Source organism: Pseudomonas sp. RtIB026 (assembly GCF_016861355.2).
GTDB classification, from domain to species: domain Bacteria; phylum Pseudomonadota; class Gammaproteobacteria; order Pseudomonadales; family Pseudomonadaceae; genus Aquipseudomonas; species Aquipseudomonas peradeniyensis.
Window position 1 is genome coordinate 230096 of the sequence record NZ_AP023348.2, and the last position, 16870, is coordinate 246965.

The 16870-nt window shown below is 65.5% G+C and carries 15 protein-coding genes; 5 read left to right on the forward strand and 10 right to left on the reverse strand.

Translation table 11 applies throughout. The annotated features are described in order from the left end of the window. The first annotated feature begins 9 nt into the window (after nt 1–9). A complete protein-coding gene (locus tag PRtIB026_RS01135) occupies nt 10–933 on the forward strand; it encodes a LysR family transcriptional regulator (RefSeq protein WP_186712661.1) in 924 nt (307 codons plus the stop codon). Nucleotides 934–1333: 400 nt separating this feature from the next. On the opposite strand, the gene PRtIB026_RS01140 is transcribed toward PRtIB026_RS01135, so the two are convergent. From PRtIB026_RS01140 to bioB, 9 genes are all read right to left on the reverse strand, one after another. Continuing rightward, nucleotides 1334–3112: an acyl-CoA dehydrogenase C-terminal domain-containing protein gene (locus PRtIB026_RS01140; protein WP_203649860.1), complete on the reverse strand. Its 1779-nt coding sequence runs from the start codon at nt 3110–3112 to the stop codon at nt 1334–1336. A gap of 135 nt (nt 3113–3247) precedes the next feature. Further along, nucleotides 3248–4531 carry a sensor domain-containing diguanylate cyclase gene (locus PRtIB026_RS01145; protein ID WP_203649858.1) on the reverse strand — a complete coding sequence of 428 codons (1284 nt, stop codon included), beginning with the start codon at nt 4529–4531 and terminating at the stop codon, nt 3248–3250. A gap of 357 nt (nt 4532–4888) precedes the next feature. Next, nucleotides 4889–6694, reverse strand: coding sequence for a phenylacyl-CoA dehydrogenase (locus PRtIB026_RS01150; protein ID WP_110734511.1), 1806 nt, complete (start codon nt 6692–6694; stop codon nt 4889–4891). 250 nt (nt 6695–6944) lie between these two features. Continuing rightward, on the reverse strand, nt 6945–7241 hold the full coding sequence (locus PRtIB026_RS01155; protein ID WP_203649856.1) for a pyrroloquinoline quinone biosynthesis protein PqqE: 297 nt from the start codon (nt 7239–7241) through the stop codon (nt 6945–6947). Between the two features lie 109 nt (nt 7242–7350). After that, a complete protein-coding gene (bioD, locus tag PRtIB026_RS01160) occupies nt 7351–8031 on the reverse strand; it encodes a dethiobiotin synthase (protein WP_203649854.1) in 681 nt (226 codons plus the stop codon). Between the two features lies 1 nt (nt 8032). Continuing rightward, the gene (gene bioC, locus PRtIB026_RS01165) at nt 8033–8857 is read right to left on the reverse strand and encodes a malonyl-ACP O-methyltransferase BioC (RefSeq protein WP_203649852.1); all 825 of its coding nucleotides are present in this window, start codon (nt 8855–8857) and stop codon (nt 8033–8035) included. After that, nucleotides 8850–9581, reverse strand: a complete 732-nt coding sequence (locus PRtIB026_RS01170; protein ID WP_203649850.1) for an alpha/beta fold hydrolase — start codon at nt 9579–9581, stop codon at nt 8850–8852. The genes bioC and PRtIB026_RS01170 overlap by 8 nt, the downstream gene beginning before the upstream one ends. Next, nucleotides 9574–10746, reverse strand: coding sequence for an 8-amino-7-oxononanoate synthase (gene bioF / locus PRtIB026_RS01175; RefSeq protein WP_203649847.1), 1173 nt, complete (start codon nt 10744–10746; stop codon nt 9574–9576). Before bioF ends, PRtIB026_RS01170 begins: the two co-directional genes overlap by 8 nt. A 2-nt stretch (nt 10747–10748) precedes the next feature. Further along, nucleotides 10749–11807 (reverse strand): biotin synthase BioB, encoded by a 1059-nt coding sequence (gene bioB, locus PRtIB026_RS01180; RefSeq protein WP_110734496.1) that lies wholly within the window; start codon nt 11805–11807, stop codon nt 10749–10751. Between the two features lie 90 nt (nt 11808–11897). On the opposite strand from bioB, the gene PRtIB026_RS01185 reads away from it, so the two are divergent. The 4 genes from PRtIB026_RS01185 (at nt 11898) to rarD (ending at nt 15578) form a co-directional block, all read left to right on the forward strand. Continuing rightward, nucleotides 11898–12635: a ComF family protein gene (locus PRtIB026_RS01185; protein WP_203649845.1), complete on the forward strand. Its 738-nt coding sequence runs from the start codon at nt 11898–11900 to the stop codon at nt 12633–12635. A 57-nt stretch (nt 12636–12692) separates the two neighbouring features. Then, entirely contained in the window at nt 12693–13457 is a 765-nt protein-coding gene (locus PRtIB026_RS01190; protein ID WP_267813399.1) for a TOBE domain-containing protein, read from the forward strand. Between the two features lie 194 nt (nt 13458–13651). Further along, nucleotides 13652–14626, forward strand: a complete 975-nt coding sequence (locus PRtIB026_RS01195; RefSeq protein ID WP_203649843.1) for a serine/threonine protein kinase — start codon at nt 13652–13654, stop codon at nt 14624–14626. 64 nt (nt 14627–14690) lie between these two features. Further along, on the forward strand, nt 14691–15578 hold the full coding sequence (rarD, locus tag PRtIB026_RS01200) for an EamA family transporter RarD (RefSeq protein WP_203649835.1): 888 nt from the start codon (nt 14691–14693) through the stop codon (nt 15576–15578). Between the two features lie 333 nt (nt 15579–15911). Here the strand turns inward: rarD and PRtIB026_RS01205 are convergent, their stop codons facing one another. Then, nucleotides 15912–16430, reverse strand: a complete 519-nt coding sequence (locus PRtIB026_RS01205) for a glycine cleavage system protein R (RefSeq protein WP_203649833.1) — start codon at nt 16428–16430, stop codon at nt 15912–15914. Nucleotides 16431–16870: the final 440 nt, after the last annotated feature.

A 16870-nucleotide genomic window follows, 5' to 3' on the forward strand; every position in this document is an offset into this window, starting at 1 on the left:
GTATCACTTATGGATTTTCGCCAACTGCGTTACTTCGTCGCGGTCTACGAAGAGGGCCATGTGGGCCGTGCCGCCGAGCGTCTGTCACTGTCACAGCCGGCACTGTCGCAGCAGATCCGCCAACTGGAACACAGCCTTGACCTGAGCCTGTTCGAACGCAGCAACAAGCGCCTGCTGCCCACGCTGGCCGCCCACACCCTGTACAACCATGCCGTGCCCCTGCTCGACGGCCTGCAACGGGCCCATGAAGCCATGGGCAACTTCAAGGGCCAGTCGCTGCGCACCCTGGCCATCGGCGTGCTGCAGACCGTGCGGCCAAGCCTGGTACCGCAGTTGCTGGAACGGGTGCGCAAGGCCCAGCCGCATCTGGTGGTGCAGATCTATGAACTGTCGGGGTCGGAGATCGAGCGGCGCCTGCTCAATGGCGGCCTGGACATCGGCATCAGCTACCTGCCGCCGCGCCAGCCCGGGCTGCATGGTTTGCTGCTGTACGAGGATGAACTGCAGCTGGTGATCCCCAGGACCCACCCGCTCAAAGACTTCAAGAAGGTCTCGATCCGCCAGGCGGCGGAGCTGCCGATGCTGATGCTCGGCGAGGAGTTCCAGATCCGCCAGATCTGGAAGGCGCAACTGGCCAGCCAGGGTCGCAGGCCCCAGGTACAGGCCGAGATGAACAACATGGCGGGGATCCTCGACAGCCTGGCGCACACGGCGCTGGCAACCATCCTGCCGGGCAGGGCCAAGGATGCCGCACAGGACGATCAGGAACTGCTGTGGAAGCCCCTGAGCGAGCCGCGGGTGCCGCTGAAGGTTGGCCTGGTGTTCCGCGATGCCCAGCGCCAGCAGGCTTCGGTGGAGCTGCTGCGGACCCTGCTGGAGGAAGAAGCCGACCCGCGCCAGCTGGGCGTCTCGCCTCTGGACGTGCTCGGCTGAAAAACACGCGCACAAAGAAAACCCCGCCTAAGCGGGGTTTTCCAGACTGTTTCCCTTCGACATCCCTATCATCCCGCCGTCCTGGCAGGAAATCCTTCGTGTCCCTGTTCTAGCTTTTCGCGCTTCCTGCGCTACTTCCGTGTAAGGCGTCCTGCTCTGTCCATTGCGCGTCCTGCGCTACGTCCATGTAAGAAAGAGTAACCGTGGATCCAATCTTAGGAAAGAGGCGAAACGTCACCACGTCGTGTAAGCCAAAGCTTACAAAAGCAGCCCATTCACAAACACGCCGCCCTGACAAAACAAAAGGCCGCCCCTACAGACGGATTGCATCCCCCTTGTAGGAGCGGCCTCGCCGAGGCGTCGGACCGGCCGGATGGGCTGCAACGCAGCCCCAAAATGGTCAGAACTGCGCAGCGTCCAGCAGGTACAGCGACTCGCTCCCCGCCTTCACCGATGCCACCAGCGAGTGAACCCGTGGCAGCAAACGTGCGAAGTAGAACCGTGCCGTGCCCAGCTTGGCGCCGTAGAAGTCGGCATCCCCTTCACCGGCCTTGGCCGCCCGCGCCATCAGTGCCCACATATAGGCGTAAGCGACATAGCCGAACGCATGCAGGTACTCGACCGAGGCCGCGCCGATTTCGTTGGGGTTGCCCTTGGCCTGGTCCAGCACCCAGGCGGTCAGCTCATCGAGCTGGTCAAGGGATGCCGCCAGCGGCTTGGTGAATTCACCCAGCTCGCCGCCGGCAGTGGCGATGAACTGGCGGATCTCGTCGGCGAACAGCGTGTAGTAGGCGCCGCCGCTGGCCACCACCTTGCGGCCTACCAGGTCCAGCGCCTGGATACCGTTGGTGCCTTCGTAGATCTGGGTGATACGCACATCGCGCACCAGCTGCTCCTGGCCCCATTCGCGGATGTAGCCATGGCCACCGAAGACCTGCTGGCCATGCACGGTGCACTCCAGGCCCAGGTCGGTGAGGAAGGCCTTGGCCACCGGGGTCAGCAGCGCCACCAGCTCCTCGCTGCGCTTGCGGGTCGCGGCGTCTTCGCTGTACTTGGCGCTGTCGAGCTGCATCGCCACATAGGTGGAGAACGCGCGACCGCCTTCGGTCAGCGCCTTCATGGTCAGCAGCATGCGGCGCACGTCCGGGTGGACGATGATCGGGTCGGCCACCTTGTCCTTGGCCTGCGGGCCGGTCGGGGCACGGCTCTGCAGACGGTCGCGGGCGTACTCCACGGCGTTCTGGTAGGAACGCTCGGCCGAAGCCAGGCCCTGGATGCCGACACCCAGGCGCTCGTAGTTCATCATGGTGAACATGGCCGCCAGGCCCTTGTTCGGCTCGCCGACGATGTAGCCGACCGCTTCGTCGAAGTTCATCACGCAGGTGGCCGAGCCCTGGATGCCCATCTTGTGCTCGATCGAGCCGCAAGTGGCCGGGTTGCGCGCGCCGAGGCTGCCGTCCTGGTTGACCAGGAACTTGGGCACCAGGAACAGCGAGATACCTTTCGGGCCTGCCGGGGCGTCCGGCAGCTTGGCCAGCACCAGGTGGATGATGTTCTCGGTGAGGTCGTGCTCGCCGCCGGTGATGAAGATCTTGGTGCCGCTGACCTTGTAGCTGCCGTCGGCCTGGGGTTCGGCCTTGGTGCGGATGATGCCCAGGTCGGTACCGGCGTGGGGCTCGGTGAGGCACATGGAACCGGCCCAGACACCGGCGTACATGTTCGGCAGGTACTGTTCCTTGAGCGCTTCACTGGCGTGGGCGTTGATCGACAGGCAGGCGCCGGCGGTCAGCATCGGGTACAGGCCGAAGGCCAGGCTCGAGGCGTTGACCATCTCCTCGACCTGGGCCGAGACGGCCTTGGGCATGCCCATGCCACCGAAGAGCGGATCACCGCCAACGCCGACCCAGCCCCCTTCGGCGTAGGTCTGGTAGGCCTCGATGAAGCCCGCCGGGGTACGCACCGAACCGTTGTCCCAGTGGCAACCCTCTTCGTCGGCGGCGCGGCTCAGCGGCGCGATGGTCTTGCCGGTGACCTTGCCGGCCTCCTCCAGCACGGCCATGGCCGTGTCCGCATCGACGGCCTCGGCCAGGGCGGGCAGTTGCGACCAGAGCGTGGCCACGTCGAAGACTTCATTGAGGACGAAGCGCATATCGCGCAGGGGCGCTTTATATTCAGCCATGACAACCTCTCGCTATCGGGGTCGGGGCGGCCCGTCGGGGCCGCGGCACTGGGATGACCGCAGTGTAACCGAACAACTTTTACGAGACATAGGGTCATCATGCGACCGAATAGTCTTACATAGTCACACGAAAATTCACGCCATGCGCACGGCGCCGCGCCGTGACTGCTGGCCGAAGGTCATGACACAGTTGCGCCCCGCGCCCTTGGCGCTGTACAGCGCCTGGTCGGCGGACTTGAGCACTTCGTCGGGGTTGCGGTGCTCGGCCTGGCGCTCGGCCACGCCGATGCTGATGGTTACCGACACCGTGGTATTGGCCCCTCCGACACGGCGCTGGCGACCCGCGGAATCATCCTGCGGACGGCTGTTCTGGTCACGCAACTGGATGGCGTAGTTGGCGATCATCTCGCGCACCGCCTCCAGGTGCGGCAGGCACTCTTCGGCGGTCTTGGCGGCGAACACCAGGGCGAATTCCTCGCCACCGTAACGGTAGGCGCGCCCGCCGCCAGTCACCTTGGACAGGCGGCTGGCGACCAGGCGCAGTACCTGGTCGCCGACATCGTGGCCGTGGGTGTCGTTGAATTTCTTGAAGTGGTCGACGTCGGTCATGGCGATCACATAGTTGCGCCCCAGGCGCTGCATGCGCTCGTTCAGGGCGCGCCGCCCGGGCAGGCCGGTGAGTTCGTCGCGGAAGGCCATCTGGTAGGCCTCGTGGGACACCGCGGCGGCGATCATCAGCATCACCTGGCTGCACATGATGTTCAGGGTGAACGGCAGGATGAAGGTCTTGGGCAGCATCCAGAAGATGCCGATCAGGCCGATGATCTGCGCGGCATGCAAGGGCCTTGGCTCACGCAGGTACTGCACCACCAGCAGGATGAACACCGCCAGGAACAAGGGGTAGGCCAGCTGGATCAGGCTCATCCACTGACCATGCAGCGCGGGCCAGCGGATCTCGGCCAGCCAGCCCAGCAGCGCCTCGGGAAAACTCTGCTCCAGCGCCACCGCCACGCTGCTCACGGCGAACAGCACGGCGAAGCGTGCCAGCAGGTCCTGGGCCAGGTGGGTGCGTTCCTGCCACGCCCCGTACAGGCCGAACAGCGCCGGCAGCAGCAGGCACACCAGGTGGAAGATCACCGCCGCATCCTCGCGGACCCGGCCGTTGTCGCGGTAGTAATCGGTCTGGGTATCGAGCAGGAAATAGGCGACGTACACCGTGACCATCAGGAACAGCTCGCGCTGGCGGCGGTACACGGCGCAGTAGGCGCCCCCCAGCAACAGCACCAAGGTGGGTAGAACGTTGAACAGCGATGTGAAGAAGACGCTGAGGTCCCTCACATAGGCTGCCGCAAGCCCTGCCAGCAACAGAATCAGCGAAGGCAGGAAGTGGCTCGCGCGTACAGCGGATAGACGAAACAAGGGTAATCTCCGACCCGGCAGATCAATAATGGCATTGTGCCCCTACTTCATCGGCAGTGCACATGAATAGATGAATACAGATGCCCGCTTTAACGGCAGATCAGGGGCCAAGCTTGAGACTTTCTCGTTACTGGATGCGACATTCCTGATTTCGCGCGATCCCTGTAGGAGCGGCCTTGAGCCGCGAAAGGGCTGCGCAGCGGCCCCAGGATTCAGCGTTGAAACAAAGATCGCCGGGGCCGCTTTGCGGCCCTTTCGCGGCACAAGGCCGCTCCTACAGGGGGTTCGTGTAAAAACCCGGGCGAAAAAAAACCGCCTGCCGGTGAGGGCAGGCGGTTTTTGGTACAACCAACCGGTTTAGATGGACAGACCGAAGTCTTCTTCCTTCATCGCCATCAGGTTGTCGGCGCCGGACAGGATCGCCGCGACGTGGCTGCGGGTACGCGGCAGGATGCGCTGGAAGTAGAAGCGCGCGGTCTGCAGCTTGGCGGTGTAGAACGCCTCTTCGCTGGTGCCGGCTGCCAGTTTCTCGGCGGCCAGGCGGGCGATGTCGGCCCAGAAGTAGGCCAGGCACGCGTAGCCGGAGTACATCAGGTAGTCCACCGAAGCGGCACCCACTTCCTCGCGGTCCTTCATCGCGGCCATGCCGATCTTCATGGTCAGCTCGCCCCACTCCTTGTTGATCGCGGCCAGTGGCTCGACGAACTCCTTGGTGGCGGCGTTGCCTTCCTGCCCTTGGCAGAACTTGTGGACGATCTTGGTGAAGCCCTTGAGCGCCTCGCCTTGGGTCATCAGCACTTTACGGCCGAGCAGGTCGAGGGCCTGGATACCGGTGGTGCCTTCGTACAGCATGGAGATACGGCTGTCGCGCACGTTCTGCTCCATGCCCCACTCGGCGATGAAGCCGTGGCCGCCGTAGATCTGCACACCGTGGTTGGCGGCCTCGAAGCCGACTTCGGTCATGAACGCCTTGGCGATCGGGGTCAGGAAGGCCAGCAGGGCGTCGGCCTTCTTGCGCTCTTCCTCGTCCTGGCTGTACTTGACGATGTCCACCTGCTTGGCGGTGAAGTACACCATCGCACGGTTGCCTTCGGCGAAGGCCTTCATGGTCAGCAGCATGCGACGCACATCCGGGTGGACGATGATCGGGTCAGCGGCTTTTTCTGGTGCTTTCGGGCCGGTCAGCGAGCGCATCTGCAGGCGGTCACGGGCGTACTTCAGGCCACCCTGGAACGCCACTTCGGCGTGGGCCAGGCCTTGCAGCGCGGTGCCCAGGCGAGCAGTGTTCATGAAGGTGAACATGCAGTTCAGGCCCTTGTTGGCCGGGCCGATCAGGTAACCGGTGGCGCCGTCGAAGTTCATCACGCAGGTGGCGTTGCCGTGGATGCCCATCTTGTGCTCGAGGGAGCCGCAGCTCACGCCGTTGCGCTCGCCCGCGCCGCCTTCGGCGTTGGGCAGGAACTTCGGCACGATGAACAGCGAGATGCCCTTGGTGCCGGCAGGGGCATCGGGCAGGCGGGCCAGGACGATGTGGACGATGTTGTCGGCCATGTCGTGTTCACCGGCCGAGATGAAGATCTTGGTGCCGGAAACCTTGTAGCTGCCGTCGGCCTGAGGTTCGGCCTTGGTGCGCAGCATCCCCAGGTCGGTGCCGCAGTGCGGCTCGGTCAGGCACATGGTGCCGGTCCACTCGCCGGATACCAGCTTGGTGAGATAAGTCTCTTGCTGCTCGGGAGTGCCGTGCTCGGAGATGGTGTTCATCGCGCCGTGGGACAGGCCTGGGTACATGCCCCACGACCAGTTCGATTCGCCAACCATTTCGCTGAGCGTGAGGCCCAGCGACTCGGGCAGGCCCTGGCCGCCGTGCTCGATGTCATGGGCCAGGCTCGGCCAGCCACCCTCGACGAACTGCTCATAGGCTTCCTTGAAGCCGGTCGGTGTCTTCACGCCCGACTCGCTCCAGGTGCAGCCTTCGAGGTCGCCGACACGGTTCAGCGGGGCCAGGACCTGCTCACAGAATTTCGCGCCTTCTTCCAGGATCGCGTTGACCATGTCGGGCGTGGCGTCCTGGCAGCCCGGCAGGCTCTGATAGTGCGCCTCATAGCCGAGCAGCTCGTCGCGGACGAAGCGGATATCACGCAAGGGGGCTTTGTAATCAGGCATTGCGATGAACCTCTGTGATGAGTTCGGTGGGGAGACCGCGGATACCGACCAGCTCTTGGCGGCTTTCGGTCAAACAGTTGTTTGAAACTTACGTTTAGGTGGCCTCGCTGTCAAGGTGGGTGAACGATGGCGTTTATGCCGCCGAATATGACATTTACGCCAAGCACCCTTAAACGCATCGCGGGGCAAGCCCGCTCCCACGAATGGAAGCGGGCTTGCCCCGCGAAGTAAGCGAATGGGATTCAGCGGGTCAGACGTAGGTGTCGATGAACCGACCGAGCATTTCATCGGAAGCCTTGGCGACTTTGACGCCGAGTTCGACTTCGTGCTTGCCCAGGGCCAGTTGCACGGTGCTGGTGGCCAGGTCCAACTGCTGGCTGCGGTCTACACCGCGCAGGCGCTCGGCCTGGTATTCAGTGGATTGCCCGCTGGTGCCTCGCTCGACAGCGCCGCTGGCAATCTGCTGGGCGGCCTGGTCGACACGGTTCTGGCCATTCTGGATGGCACCCAGGCCCGCGTAGAAGGCGGAGCTCGCATTGATTTCCATGTCAGGACTCCATGACGCTGGATGATGAACAGGCCTTATTAAAGCAGCAGACAGGGAAAAAGGCCCGTTTAAATCCCTAATAGCCTAGTGCCAGCCAATAGGCAAAGGCCTAATCCAGCAGGTCCAGTTGCAAATGCGCAGCCACTGCCTCCGCGCCAGCCTGCTTCAACCAAGGCACCCGCCCCAGGCAGGGCGCGGGCAGGCGCTCGGCCAGGCTGGACAGGTTTTCTTCCAGGCGCGATGTACGCGGATCGACGATGTTCGCCACCCATCCCGCCAGTTGCAGGCCGTCCCGGGCGATGGCTTCGGCACTGAGCAAGGCGTGGTTGATGCACCCAAGCCGTACGCCCACCACCAGGATCACCGGCAGCTTCAAGGCAATGGCCAGGTCCGACAGGTTGGCATGGTCGGACAACGGCACGCGCCAGCCACCGGCGCCTTCGATCAAGGTGAAGTCGGCATTTTGCGCCAGCACCTGCTGCATGGCATCGCGCAGCGCCGGCACGCTCAACGCCACCCCGGCCTCGCGGGCCGCCACATGCGGGGCGATAGCCGGCTCGAAGGCGAAGGGGTTGACTGCTTCATAGGACAACTTGACCGAGCTTTCGTCGATCAGCGCCAGGGCGTCGCTGTTGCGCAGCCCCTTGGCCGTCACCACGCACCCGGACGCCACCGGCTTGGCCGCCAGGGTGCTCAACCCCAGTTGCCGCGCCGCATGCAGCAAACCCGCGGCGATGGTGGTCTTGCCGACATCGGTGTCGGTGCCGGCAATGAAATAGGCCTGGCTCATGTCACTGCTCCCCGCCCAACGGCTTGCGCAGGACGCCATAGACCACCTGGTAGGTGGCCGGCAGGCCTTGCGCCTGGCGGTACTGTTCGTAGGCCTGCAACAGGCCCTGCATCCGTGCCCGCCCGGTGAGCCCCGACGGGCGCCCCGGATTGAGGTTGTGCGCGCCCAGCGCCTTGAGCTCATGGGTCAGGCTGCGCACGTCGGGATAATGCAGCACGTGAGGACGCCGCTCCAGATCGATCAATTCCAGCCCGCTGTCACCGCACAGGCGCTGGTAATCCTCGAAACGCCGGAAGCGATTGACGTGCACCATGCCATCCACGGCCTGCCAGCTGGCGCGCAATTCATCGAGAGTGCCCACGCACAGGCTGCTGAAGGCCAGCACGCCGCCGGGGCGCAGCACCCGCCGCGCCTCGCCCAACACGCTGGCGAACTGGCCGCACCACTGCACCGCCAGGCTGCTGAACAACAGATCAATACTGTCATCGCGCAACGGCAGGCGCTCGGCGTCGCCCGCCACATGATGCCGGGCGCCGCCCTGCTCGCGGGCATGGCGCAGCATCCCTTCGGCGATATCCACCGCAACGCCGCCCGCATCCGCGAAGCGCTCGGCCAGCACCCGGCTGAAGTGGCCGGTACCGCTGCCCATGTCCAGCCAGCGCTCAGGCGCGAGGCCGCTGGGCAGCTTTTCCAGCAGCGCGATGCCCACGGCGCGCTGCAAGGCCGCGACGCTGTCGTAGCTGGCCGCAGCGCGGGAAAACGAAGCCGCCACCTGGCGCTTGTCCGGCAACGCGCCGGGCAGGGTGGGCTGGGAAAGGTCAGTCATCGCCACTCTCATGCAGGAAACTCTTGATGCCCGCCGCCAGCTCCTGGGGATACTCCAGCAGGAAGGCGTGGGAACTGTCTTCGACCAGACCGACTTCCACGTCGGGCAGCAGGTCGCTCAGGGCCTGGGCCGCTTCCACCGGCACCAGCGCGTCACTGCCGGCGAACAGGTGCAGCTGCGGGCCGCCGTATTGCTCCAGGGCAGTGCGGGTATCGAGGCTGGCCAGTACTTCCAGCCCGATGGCCAGGTACAGCGGATCGGTGTCGGGCACGCCCACCCCCAGCTGCCGCAGCAAGGTGCGGGGTTGCTGCGCGCCCTCGCTGCACAGGGTGCGGAAGCGCTTGAGGGTGACATGGGTGTGGCTGCGGCAGCCGTCCAGGAAGGTGCCGAAGGTATCGGCGGGCATGCCGTGCGGCCAGTCCGGCCGGGCCACGAAGCAGGGATTGCTGGCCAGGGTGAGCAAGCCGCAACAGTGGTCGCCGCGCTTGTGCGCCAGAGCGCTGGCGAGCATGCCGCCCAGCGACCAGCCGCCCAGCCACACGTCGGTCGGCAGCTTGCGGTCCAGATGCTCGACCCAGGCCTGGACATCGCTGTCGGCCAATTCAGGTAGCGGCATCAGCTCGACCTGCAGGCGTGGATCCTGGGCGCGCAGGCTGGCGGCCAGCGGCTCCAGTGAAGCGGTGCCCAGGCCCCAGCCGGGCAGGAGGATCAGTCGGTTACGCATCGGCGGACTCCAGCTGTGGATAACACTCGGCCAATGCATTCAACAATAGCTGGACCTGCGCCTCACTGTGGGCGGCGCTCAGGGTCACCCGCAAGCGAGCGCTGCCGGCGGGCACGGTGGGTGGGCGAATCGCCGTGACCAGCAACCCGCGCTCACGCAACAGGCGGGACAACGCCAGCGTCCGGGCCGCATCGCCGATCAGGATCGGCTGGATCGCCGTATGGCTGTCCATCAGGGTCAGGCCGATCTGCTCAGCGCCCGTGCGGAACTGCCGGATCAGCGCGGCCAGGTGCTCGCGCCGCCAGTGTTCGCGGCGCAGCAAGTCCAGGGCCTTGAGCGTGGCGCAGGCCAGCGCCGGTGGCTGGCTGGTGGTGTAGATATAGGGCCGGGCGAACTGCACCAGTGCCTCGATCAGTTCCTCGCTACCGGCGACGAAGGCGCCGGAGGTACCGCAGGCCTTGCCCAGCGTGCCGATCAGCACCGGCACATCCTCGACACCCAGGCCGCAATGCTCGACCAGGCCACCGCCATTGGCGCCCAAGGTCCCCAGGCCATGGGCATCGTCGACCATCAACCAGGCACCGCGTGCGCGGGCCTCCCTGGCCAGGGCCGGCAGGTCGGCGCAGTCGCCGTCCATGCTGAACACGCCGTCGGTGACCACCAGAGTATTGCCGGTGGCCTTGCCCAGGCGGCTGGCCAGGCTGGCCGGATCGTTGTGCAGGTAGCGGCTGAAGCGGGCGCCGCTGAGCAGGCCGCCGTCGAGCAGGGAGGCGTGGTTGAGGCGGTCCTGCAACACCGTGTCGCCCTGCCCGACCAGCGCGGTGATCGCACCGAGGTTGGCCATGTAGCCGGTGGAGAACAGCAACGCGCGCGGCCGGCCCGTCAGCTCGGCCAGCGCCTCCTCCACCTCATGGTGCGGGGTGCTGTGGCCGATCACCAGGTGCGAGGCACCGCCACCGACACCCCAGCGCTCGGCGCCGTCACGCCAGGCCTTGATCACTTCGGGATGATTGGCCAGGCCCAGGTAGTCGTTGCTGCAGAAGGCCAGCAGCGGCTGGCCATCGACCACCACCTGCGGCCCCTGCGGGCTTTCAAGCAGTGGTCGCTGGCGGTACAGGTCGGCGGCACGCCGTTCGGCCAGGCGCGCGGCGAGATCGAAGGCCATGCTCAGGCCGAGGCTGCGTCGTAGAACAACTCGCTGCTGCGCTGCTCGACCAGCGCCTGCTCGATGGCGGCCTGGTGCACTTCGTCGGCGTGCTCCTCACGGGCCTCCGGCTGGATACCGAGGCGGGCGAACAGCTGCATGTCCTTGTCGGCCTGCGGGTTGCCGGTGGTCAGCAGTTTCTCGCCGTAGAAGATCGAGTTGGCGCCGGCCATGAACGCCAGGGCCTGCATCTGCTCGTTCATCTGCTCGCGACCGGCCGACAGGCGCACATGGGACTTGGGCATGAGGATCCGGGCCACGGCCAGCATGCGGATGAAGTCGAACGGGTCGACGTCCTCTTCATCGGCCAGCGGCGTGCCGGCGACCTTGACCAGCATGTTGATCGGCACCGACTCCGGGTGCTCGGGCAGGTTGGCCAGCTGGATCAGCAGGCCTGCGCGGTCGTCCAGCGACTCGCCCATGCCGAGGATACCGCCGGAGCAGATCTTCATGCCGGCATCGCGCACGTAGGCCAGGGTCTGCAGACGCTCGCTGTAGGTGCGGGTGGTGATGATGCTGGTGTAGAACTCCGGCGAGGTGTCGAGGTTGTGGTTGTAGTAGTCAAGGCCCGCCTGGGCCAGGGCCTGGGTCTGCTCCTGGTCGAGTTTGCCGAGGGTCATGCAGGTTTCCAGGCCCATGGCCTTGACCCCTTTGACCATCTCCAGCACGTAGGGCATGTCCTTGGCCGACGGGTGCTTCCACGCCGCGCCCATGCAGAAGCGGGTTGAACCGATGGCCTTGGCCCGGGCGGCCTCCTCCAGCACTTTCTGCACTTCCATCAGCTTCTGCTTTTCCAGCCCGGTGTTGTAGTGACCGGACTGCGGACAATATTTGCAATCTTCCGGGCAGGCGCCGGTCTTGATCGACAGCAGCGTGGAAACCTGCACGCGATTGGGGTCGAAGTGCGCGCGGTGCACGGTCTGGGCCTGGAACAGCAAGTCGTTGAACGGCTGCTGGAACAGGGCCTTGACCTCGGCCAGGGACCAGTCGTGACGTGTGGTTGCAATTGCGCTGGCGCTCATCGGCGTTTCCTTATCTATGGTCTGACTGACGCCGGGACAGGAAAACCCTCCAGCGCATCACGGATAGCACGCATAGTTACGGAAGGCCTCATGCACTGTCAACCAATCAAGAACAAGCTGGTTTACATCTGTACAAATATCGACCAATTCTGTTTGCTCTGCGACGAGCCTGCCGAGCAGCCCTATCCCTTGTGCATCGCTTGCGAGCAGGCGCTGCCCTGGCTGGACGAGCAGTGCCGCCGTTGCGCGCTGCCCCTGGCCATCGACGGCCTTCTCTGCGGCGGTTGCAGCCGCCGCCCTCCCGCATTCAGCCAAGTGATCGCGCCGTGGCATTACGGTTTTCCCATCGACACCCTGGTCAGCCGTTTCAAGCACAACAGTCAGTGGCCGCTGGGGCGGTTGCTGGCGCAGTTGCTCGGCCACAGCCTGATGCATCGCTACGACGAAGACCTGCCACGGCCGGACCGCCTGTTGCCCGTGCCGCTGGCCAGGCGTCGACTGCGCCAGCGCGGCTTCAACCAGGCGGCGATGCTCGCCCGCTGGCTCGCCGGGCAACTGCGCCTGCCCTGTGACGAGCGCCTGCTCCTGCGTGTGCGCGATACCCCGGCGCAGCAGGCCCTCGGCGCCCGGGCCCGGCAACGCAACCTGCGCCAGGCCTTCGCCCTTGCCCCCGGCAGCGAGCTCGACGGCCTGCACCTGGCACTGGTCGATGACGTGCTGACCACCGGGGCGACCGCCCAGGCCATCGCCCGGCTGCTGCGCCAGGCCGGCGCCCGGCGGGTCGACATCTACTGCCTGGCGCGCACGCCCAGGCCGGGCCAGGCTTGACTTGCCCCGGTGACGGCGGCAACGTCGCGGGACCTACACCACACCCGATGCCCGCCCATGTCCCTGCCTGCCCTGCTCACCCAGCACATCGCCCGCCGTCCACAGCGCATCGCCCTGTTGCAGCATGTCGCCGAACAGGGCTCGATCACCCGCGCCGCCAAGGCCGCCGGCATCAGCTACAAGGCCGCCTGGGACGCCATCGACGAACTCAACAACCTGGCGGCGCAGCCCCTGGTGGAACGCAGCACCGGCGGTCGCGGCGGCGGTGGCGCGCGGCTGTCCGCCGAAGGCGAGCGGGTGCTGCGCCTGTACCAGCGCCTGCAGGCGCTGCAGGCGGAGATTCTCGAATCCGCCGAGGACAGCAGCGACCTCGATCTGCTCGGACGCCTGATGCTCCGCACCAGTGCGCGCAACCAGCTGCAGGGGCGGATCAGCGGGCTGCGCCGCGAAGGCCGGCATGACCGCATCAGCCTGGACCTGGGCGGCGGGCTGGAGATCGAGGCCTTGATCACCCGGGGCAGTACCGAGCGGCTGGAGCTGGCGCTGGGGGGGACGGTGGTGGCGCTGCTCAAGGCCGGCTGGGTACGGTTGCTGGACGCGGATGAGACGCCGGAGCCTGGGAGCAACTGCCTGAAGGCGAAGGTCGAGGAGGTGCTGATTGAAGAGGGCGGGCCGGGCGAGGTGCGCCTGGCGCTGGGCAATGGCCAGACCTTGTGCGCCATCACCGAGGCGGCTTGGCTGGCGCAACGGCAGGTCCAGCCGGGGAGCGCCCTGCGGGTGCAGTTTCATCCGTCGTTCGTGTTGCTGGGGGTGCCGGTCTAGCCTGGCCGTGCGCTGCGCGCCCGGATCGCGGGGCAAGCCCGCTCCCACGCTGTTGATTCATGCAACTTGGCTCACTGTGCAACAGCGCAGCCTAAAGGACTGGGTGATCTCCTGTGCTCGTACCGACTCAGGAGCGGGTCAGCCTTGGGATTGGGGTAACATGCAGGCCGCAGTCCCAGCGACCGGAGCCTCTCATGTCCCACCCCTTCGACACCCTCACCCCCGACCTCGTGCTGGACGCCGTGGAAAGCCTCGGCTTTCTAAGCGATGCACGGGTGCTGGCGCTCAACAGCTACGAGAACCGCGTCTACCAGGTGGGCATCGAGGACGCGCAGCCGCTGATCGCCAAGTTCTATCGCCCTGGGCGCTGGAGCGACGCGGCGATCCTCGAGGAACACGCCTTCACCCGCGAGCTGGCCGAGTGCGAAGTGCCCGTGGTAGCTCCGCTGCTGCACGAGGGGCGCTCCCTGTTCGAGCACCAGGGCTTTCGCTTCACCCTGTTCCCCCGCCGTGGCGGCCATGCCCCGGAGCCGGGCAACCTCGACCAGCTCTATCGCCTAGGGCAGTTGCTCGGGCGCCTGCACGCGGTAGGCGCGACCAAACCCTTCGAGCACCGTGAAGCCCTGGCTGTGGACAACTTTGGCCATGCCTCGCTCAAGACCCTGCTTGACGGCGACTTCGTGCCCCGCGAGTTGCTGCCGGCCTACGAATCGGTGGCCCGCGACCTGCTCAAGCGGGTCGAGGACATCTATGCTCGCACCTCGTACCAGCCGATCCGCCTGCACGGTGACCTGCACCCCGGCAACCTGATGCACCGTGACGACGTCTACCACGTGGTCGACCTCGACGACTGCCGCATGGGCCCGGCCGTCCAGGACCTGTGGATGATGCTCGCCGGCAGCCGCGAAGAGCGTCTCGGCCAGCTGGCCGAACTGATTGACGGCTACAACGAATTCCACGACTTCGACCCGCGTGAGCTGGCCCTGATCGAGCCGCTGCGCGCCCTGCGCCAGTTGCACTACAGCGCCTGGCTGGCGCGGCGATGGGACGATCCGGCGTTCCCGCCGAGCTTCCCCTGGTTCGGCCAGCCGCGCTACTGGGGCGATCAGATCCTGGCCCTGCGCGAGCAGATCGCCGCGCTCGATGAACAACCGTTGAAATTGTTCTAGGTCCAGGCCGAGGTCTGTCTACAATAGGCGTCGCTTTATTTAGCTACCTAAGCAAGGATTCTGCATGCACGCCGCCAACCCGCGCCGCGGGTACCTCCTGGGCCTCGGCGCCTACATCATCTGGGGCCTGTTCCCCCTGTACTTCAAAGCGATCCAGAGCGTTCCGGCGGTGGAAATCATCGTCCACCGCGTGCTCTGGTCGGCCCTGTTCGGCTCGCTCCTGCTGCTGGTGTGGAAACACCCCGGCTGGTGGCGCGAACTGCGCGACAACCCGCGGCGCCTGGCGATCCTCGCGCTCAGCGGTGCGCTGATCGCCGGCAACTGGCTGACCTACGTGTGGGCGGTGAACAACGGGCGCATGCTCGAGGCCAGCCTGGGCTACTACATCAACCCGCTGATCAACGTGCTGCTGGGCATGCTGCTGCTCGGCGAGCGCCTGCGCCGCCTGCAATGGCTGGCGGTGGTCCTGGCGGCCCTGGGCGTGGCGCAGCAGGTGTGGCAGGTCGGCAGCCTGCCCTGGGTGTCGCTGGCCCTGGCGCTGTCGTTCGGCTTCTATGGCTTGATCCGCAAGCAGGCACCGGTGGCGGCGCTGCCGGGGCTGGTGGTCGAGACCTGGATGCTGGTGCCCATTGCCATCGGCTGGTTGTTGCTGCACCCGACGGCCAGCAGCGCCAGCCCTGAGTTCTTCAGCAGCAGCGAAGCGCTGTGGCTGATCGCCGCCGGCCCGGTGACACTGGTACCGCTGGTGTGCTTCAACGCCGCTGCACGCCACCTGCCCTATACCACGCTGGGCTTCCTGCAGTACCTGGCACCGACCCTGGTGCTGCTGCAGGCAGTGCTGCTGTTCGACGAACACCTGTCGTCGAGCACCTTGGTGGCGTTCGCCTTTATCTGGGCGGGGCTGGCTGTCTACAGCGTCGATGCCTGGCTGAGTTTGCGCAAGCGCGCCTGATCAAAAAATAATCATATTGCTGCAAGCCACGGGGGACGTGGCCTGCAGCAAGCGCTCCAAAGGTTATCCACACCCTCGTCCCCGGCGTTTGTGCACAAGCTACTGATTAGTGGACGTTTTTTGCTCAAGTTTCGCCAGGCCTCGTGACTACTGGGCTGGCGGGGAGCGCCCCCAGGTTATCCACAGGGGCATCCCCGATAAATAGGGATAACCGCCGGGGGCGCTGCGCACCCCGTTCGCGGCACAAGGCCGCTCCTACAAGGGCATGCAGTCCTCTGTAGGAGCGGCCTTGTGCCGCGAAAAGGGCTGCAAAGCAGCCCCGACGATCTCGAATCAATCTTCCGGCCGCAGCCGCAACTCCACCATCAGATCATCCGCCAGGCTCTCCAGCCGCGCCTGCAGATCGTCCAGCGACAAGGTCAACGGCAACGCCAGCAACGCATCGGCATGGAACAACGGCTCACTGCTCATCGGCGCCGGCCGCACCTCGGTACTCAAGCGCTCCACGTTCACCCCTTGCTCGGCCAGCAAGCGGGTGATATCACGGACGATGCCCGGCCGGTCGTTACCCACCAGTTCCATGGCGATCGGTTTCCAGGTGCAGGAGGGCTCGATACCGCTTTCGGCAATGAGCACACGGATGCCGTGGTCGCCCAGTTTCTGCAGCGACTCGACCAGTTCGGCGTAGGTCTCCGCCGGCACCGCCACCCGCAGGATCCCGGCGAACTGCCCGGCCATGCGCGACATGCGGCTTTCCAGCCAGTTGCCATTGTGATCGGCGATGCACTGGGCGATACGCTCGACCTGCCCGGCCTTGTCCGGGGCGATCACGGTGAGTACGAGATGGTCCACGGGCCACTCCTTCATTCGTCTGCGAAGGCCGCCCCAGGCGACCGGAATACGGGGATCGAATCAGTATAGGCAAGGCGCGGCAACCTGCCGCAGGACAGTCACGGCAAGTAATCGTGTACTGTTTCAAGATTTATCTGGAACAATCCACCTGTTTTTTGCGAACATGGCGTCTCCCAGCGTGACCCCATGCGACCAACCGGTCGCAGAGCGACGCTTTTAGTCTGATGTTCACCTGCCTGCTGCTTCATGTAGTATGCGCCGACGCGGACTACAAAACGTCGTTTCGATGTCTGCCAAGGCGCCTGTGAAAATACGCCAACCGCCCGCCGGCCCGTCTGGCGAGCCGCACCCAGCCGCCCCGGAGCACGCGGGCACGCACTGGTGCCGTGTTTAGAGAAGCGCTACAGGCTTAATACAGAAGAGCGAAAGCGAAATAGCTG

Bases quoted from the DNA above. Each gene is read 5' to 3' on its own strand.
- bioC (WP_203649852.1), bottom strand. From the start codon at position 8,857: ATGACTGACCTTTCCCAGCCCACCCTGCCCGGCGCGTTGCCGGACAAG.
- PRtIB026_RS01170 (WP_203649850.1), bottom strand. From the start codon at position 9,581: ATGCGTAACCGACTGATCCTCCTGCCCGGCTGGGGCCTGGGCACCGCT.
- PRtIB026_RS01140 (WP_203649860.1), bottom strand. From the start codon at position 3,112: ATGGCTGAATATAAAGCGCCCCTGCGCGATATGCGCTTCGTCCTCAAT.
- bioD (WP_203649854.1), bottom strand. From the start codon at position 8,031: ATGAGCCAGGCCTATTTCATTGCCGGCACCGACACCGATGTCGGCAAG.
- bioF (WP_203649847.1), bottom strand. From the start codon at position 10,746: ATGGCCTTCGATCTCGCCGCGCGCCTGGCCGAACGGCGTGCCGCCGAC.
- bioB (WP_110734496.1), bottom strand. From the start codon at position 11,807: ATGAGCGCCAGCGCAATTGCAACCACACGTCACGACTGGTCCCTGGCC.
- PRtIB026_RS01190 (WP_267813399.1), top strand. From the start codon at position 12,693: ATGTCCCTGCCTGCCCTGCTCACCCAGCACATCGCCCGCCGTCCACAG.
- rarD (WP_203649835.1), top strand. From the start codon at position 14,691: ATGCACGCCGCCAACCCGCGCCGCGGGTACCTCCTGGGCCTCGGCGCC.
- PRtIB026_RS01185 (WP_203649845.1), top strand. From the start codon at position 11,898: ATGCACTGTCAACCAATCAAGAACAAGCTGGTTTACATCTGTACAAAT.
- PRtIB026_RS01155 (WP_203649856.1), bottom strand. From the start codon at position 7,241: ATGGAAATCAATGCGAGCTCCGCCTTCTACGCGGGCCTGGGTGCCATC.
- PRtIB026_RS01150 (WP_110734511.1), bottom strand. From the start codon at position 6,694: ATGCCTGATTACAAAGCCCCCTTGCGTGATATCCGCTTCGTCCGCGAC.
- PRtIB026_RS01195 (WP_203649843.1), top strand. From the start codon at position 13,652: ATGTCCCACCCCTTCGACACCCTCACCCCCGACCTCGTGCTGGACGCC.
- PRtIB026_RS01135 (WP_186712661.1), top strand. From the start codon at position 10: ATGGATTTTCGCCAACTGCGTTACTTCGTCGCGGTCTACGAAGAGGGC.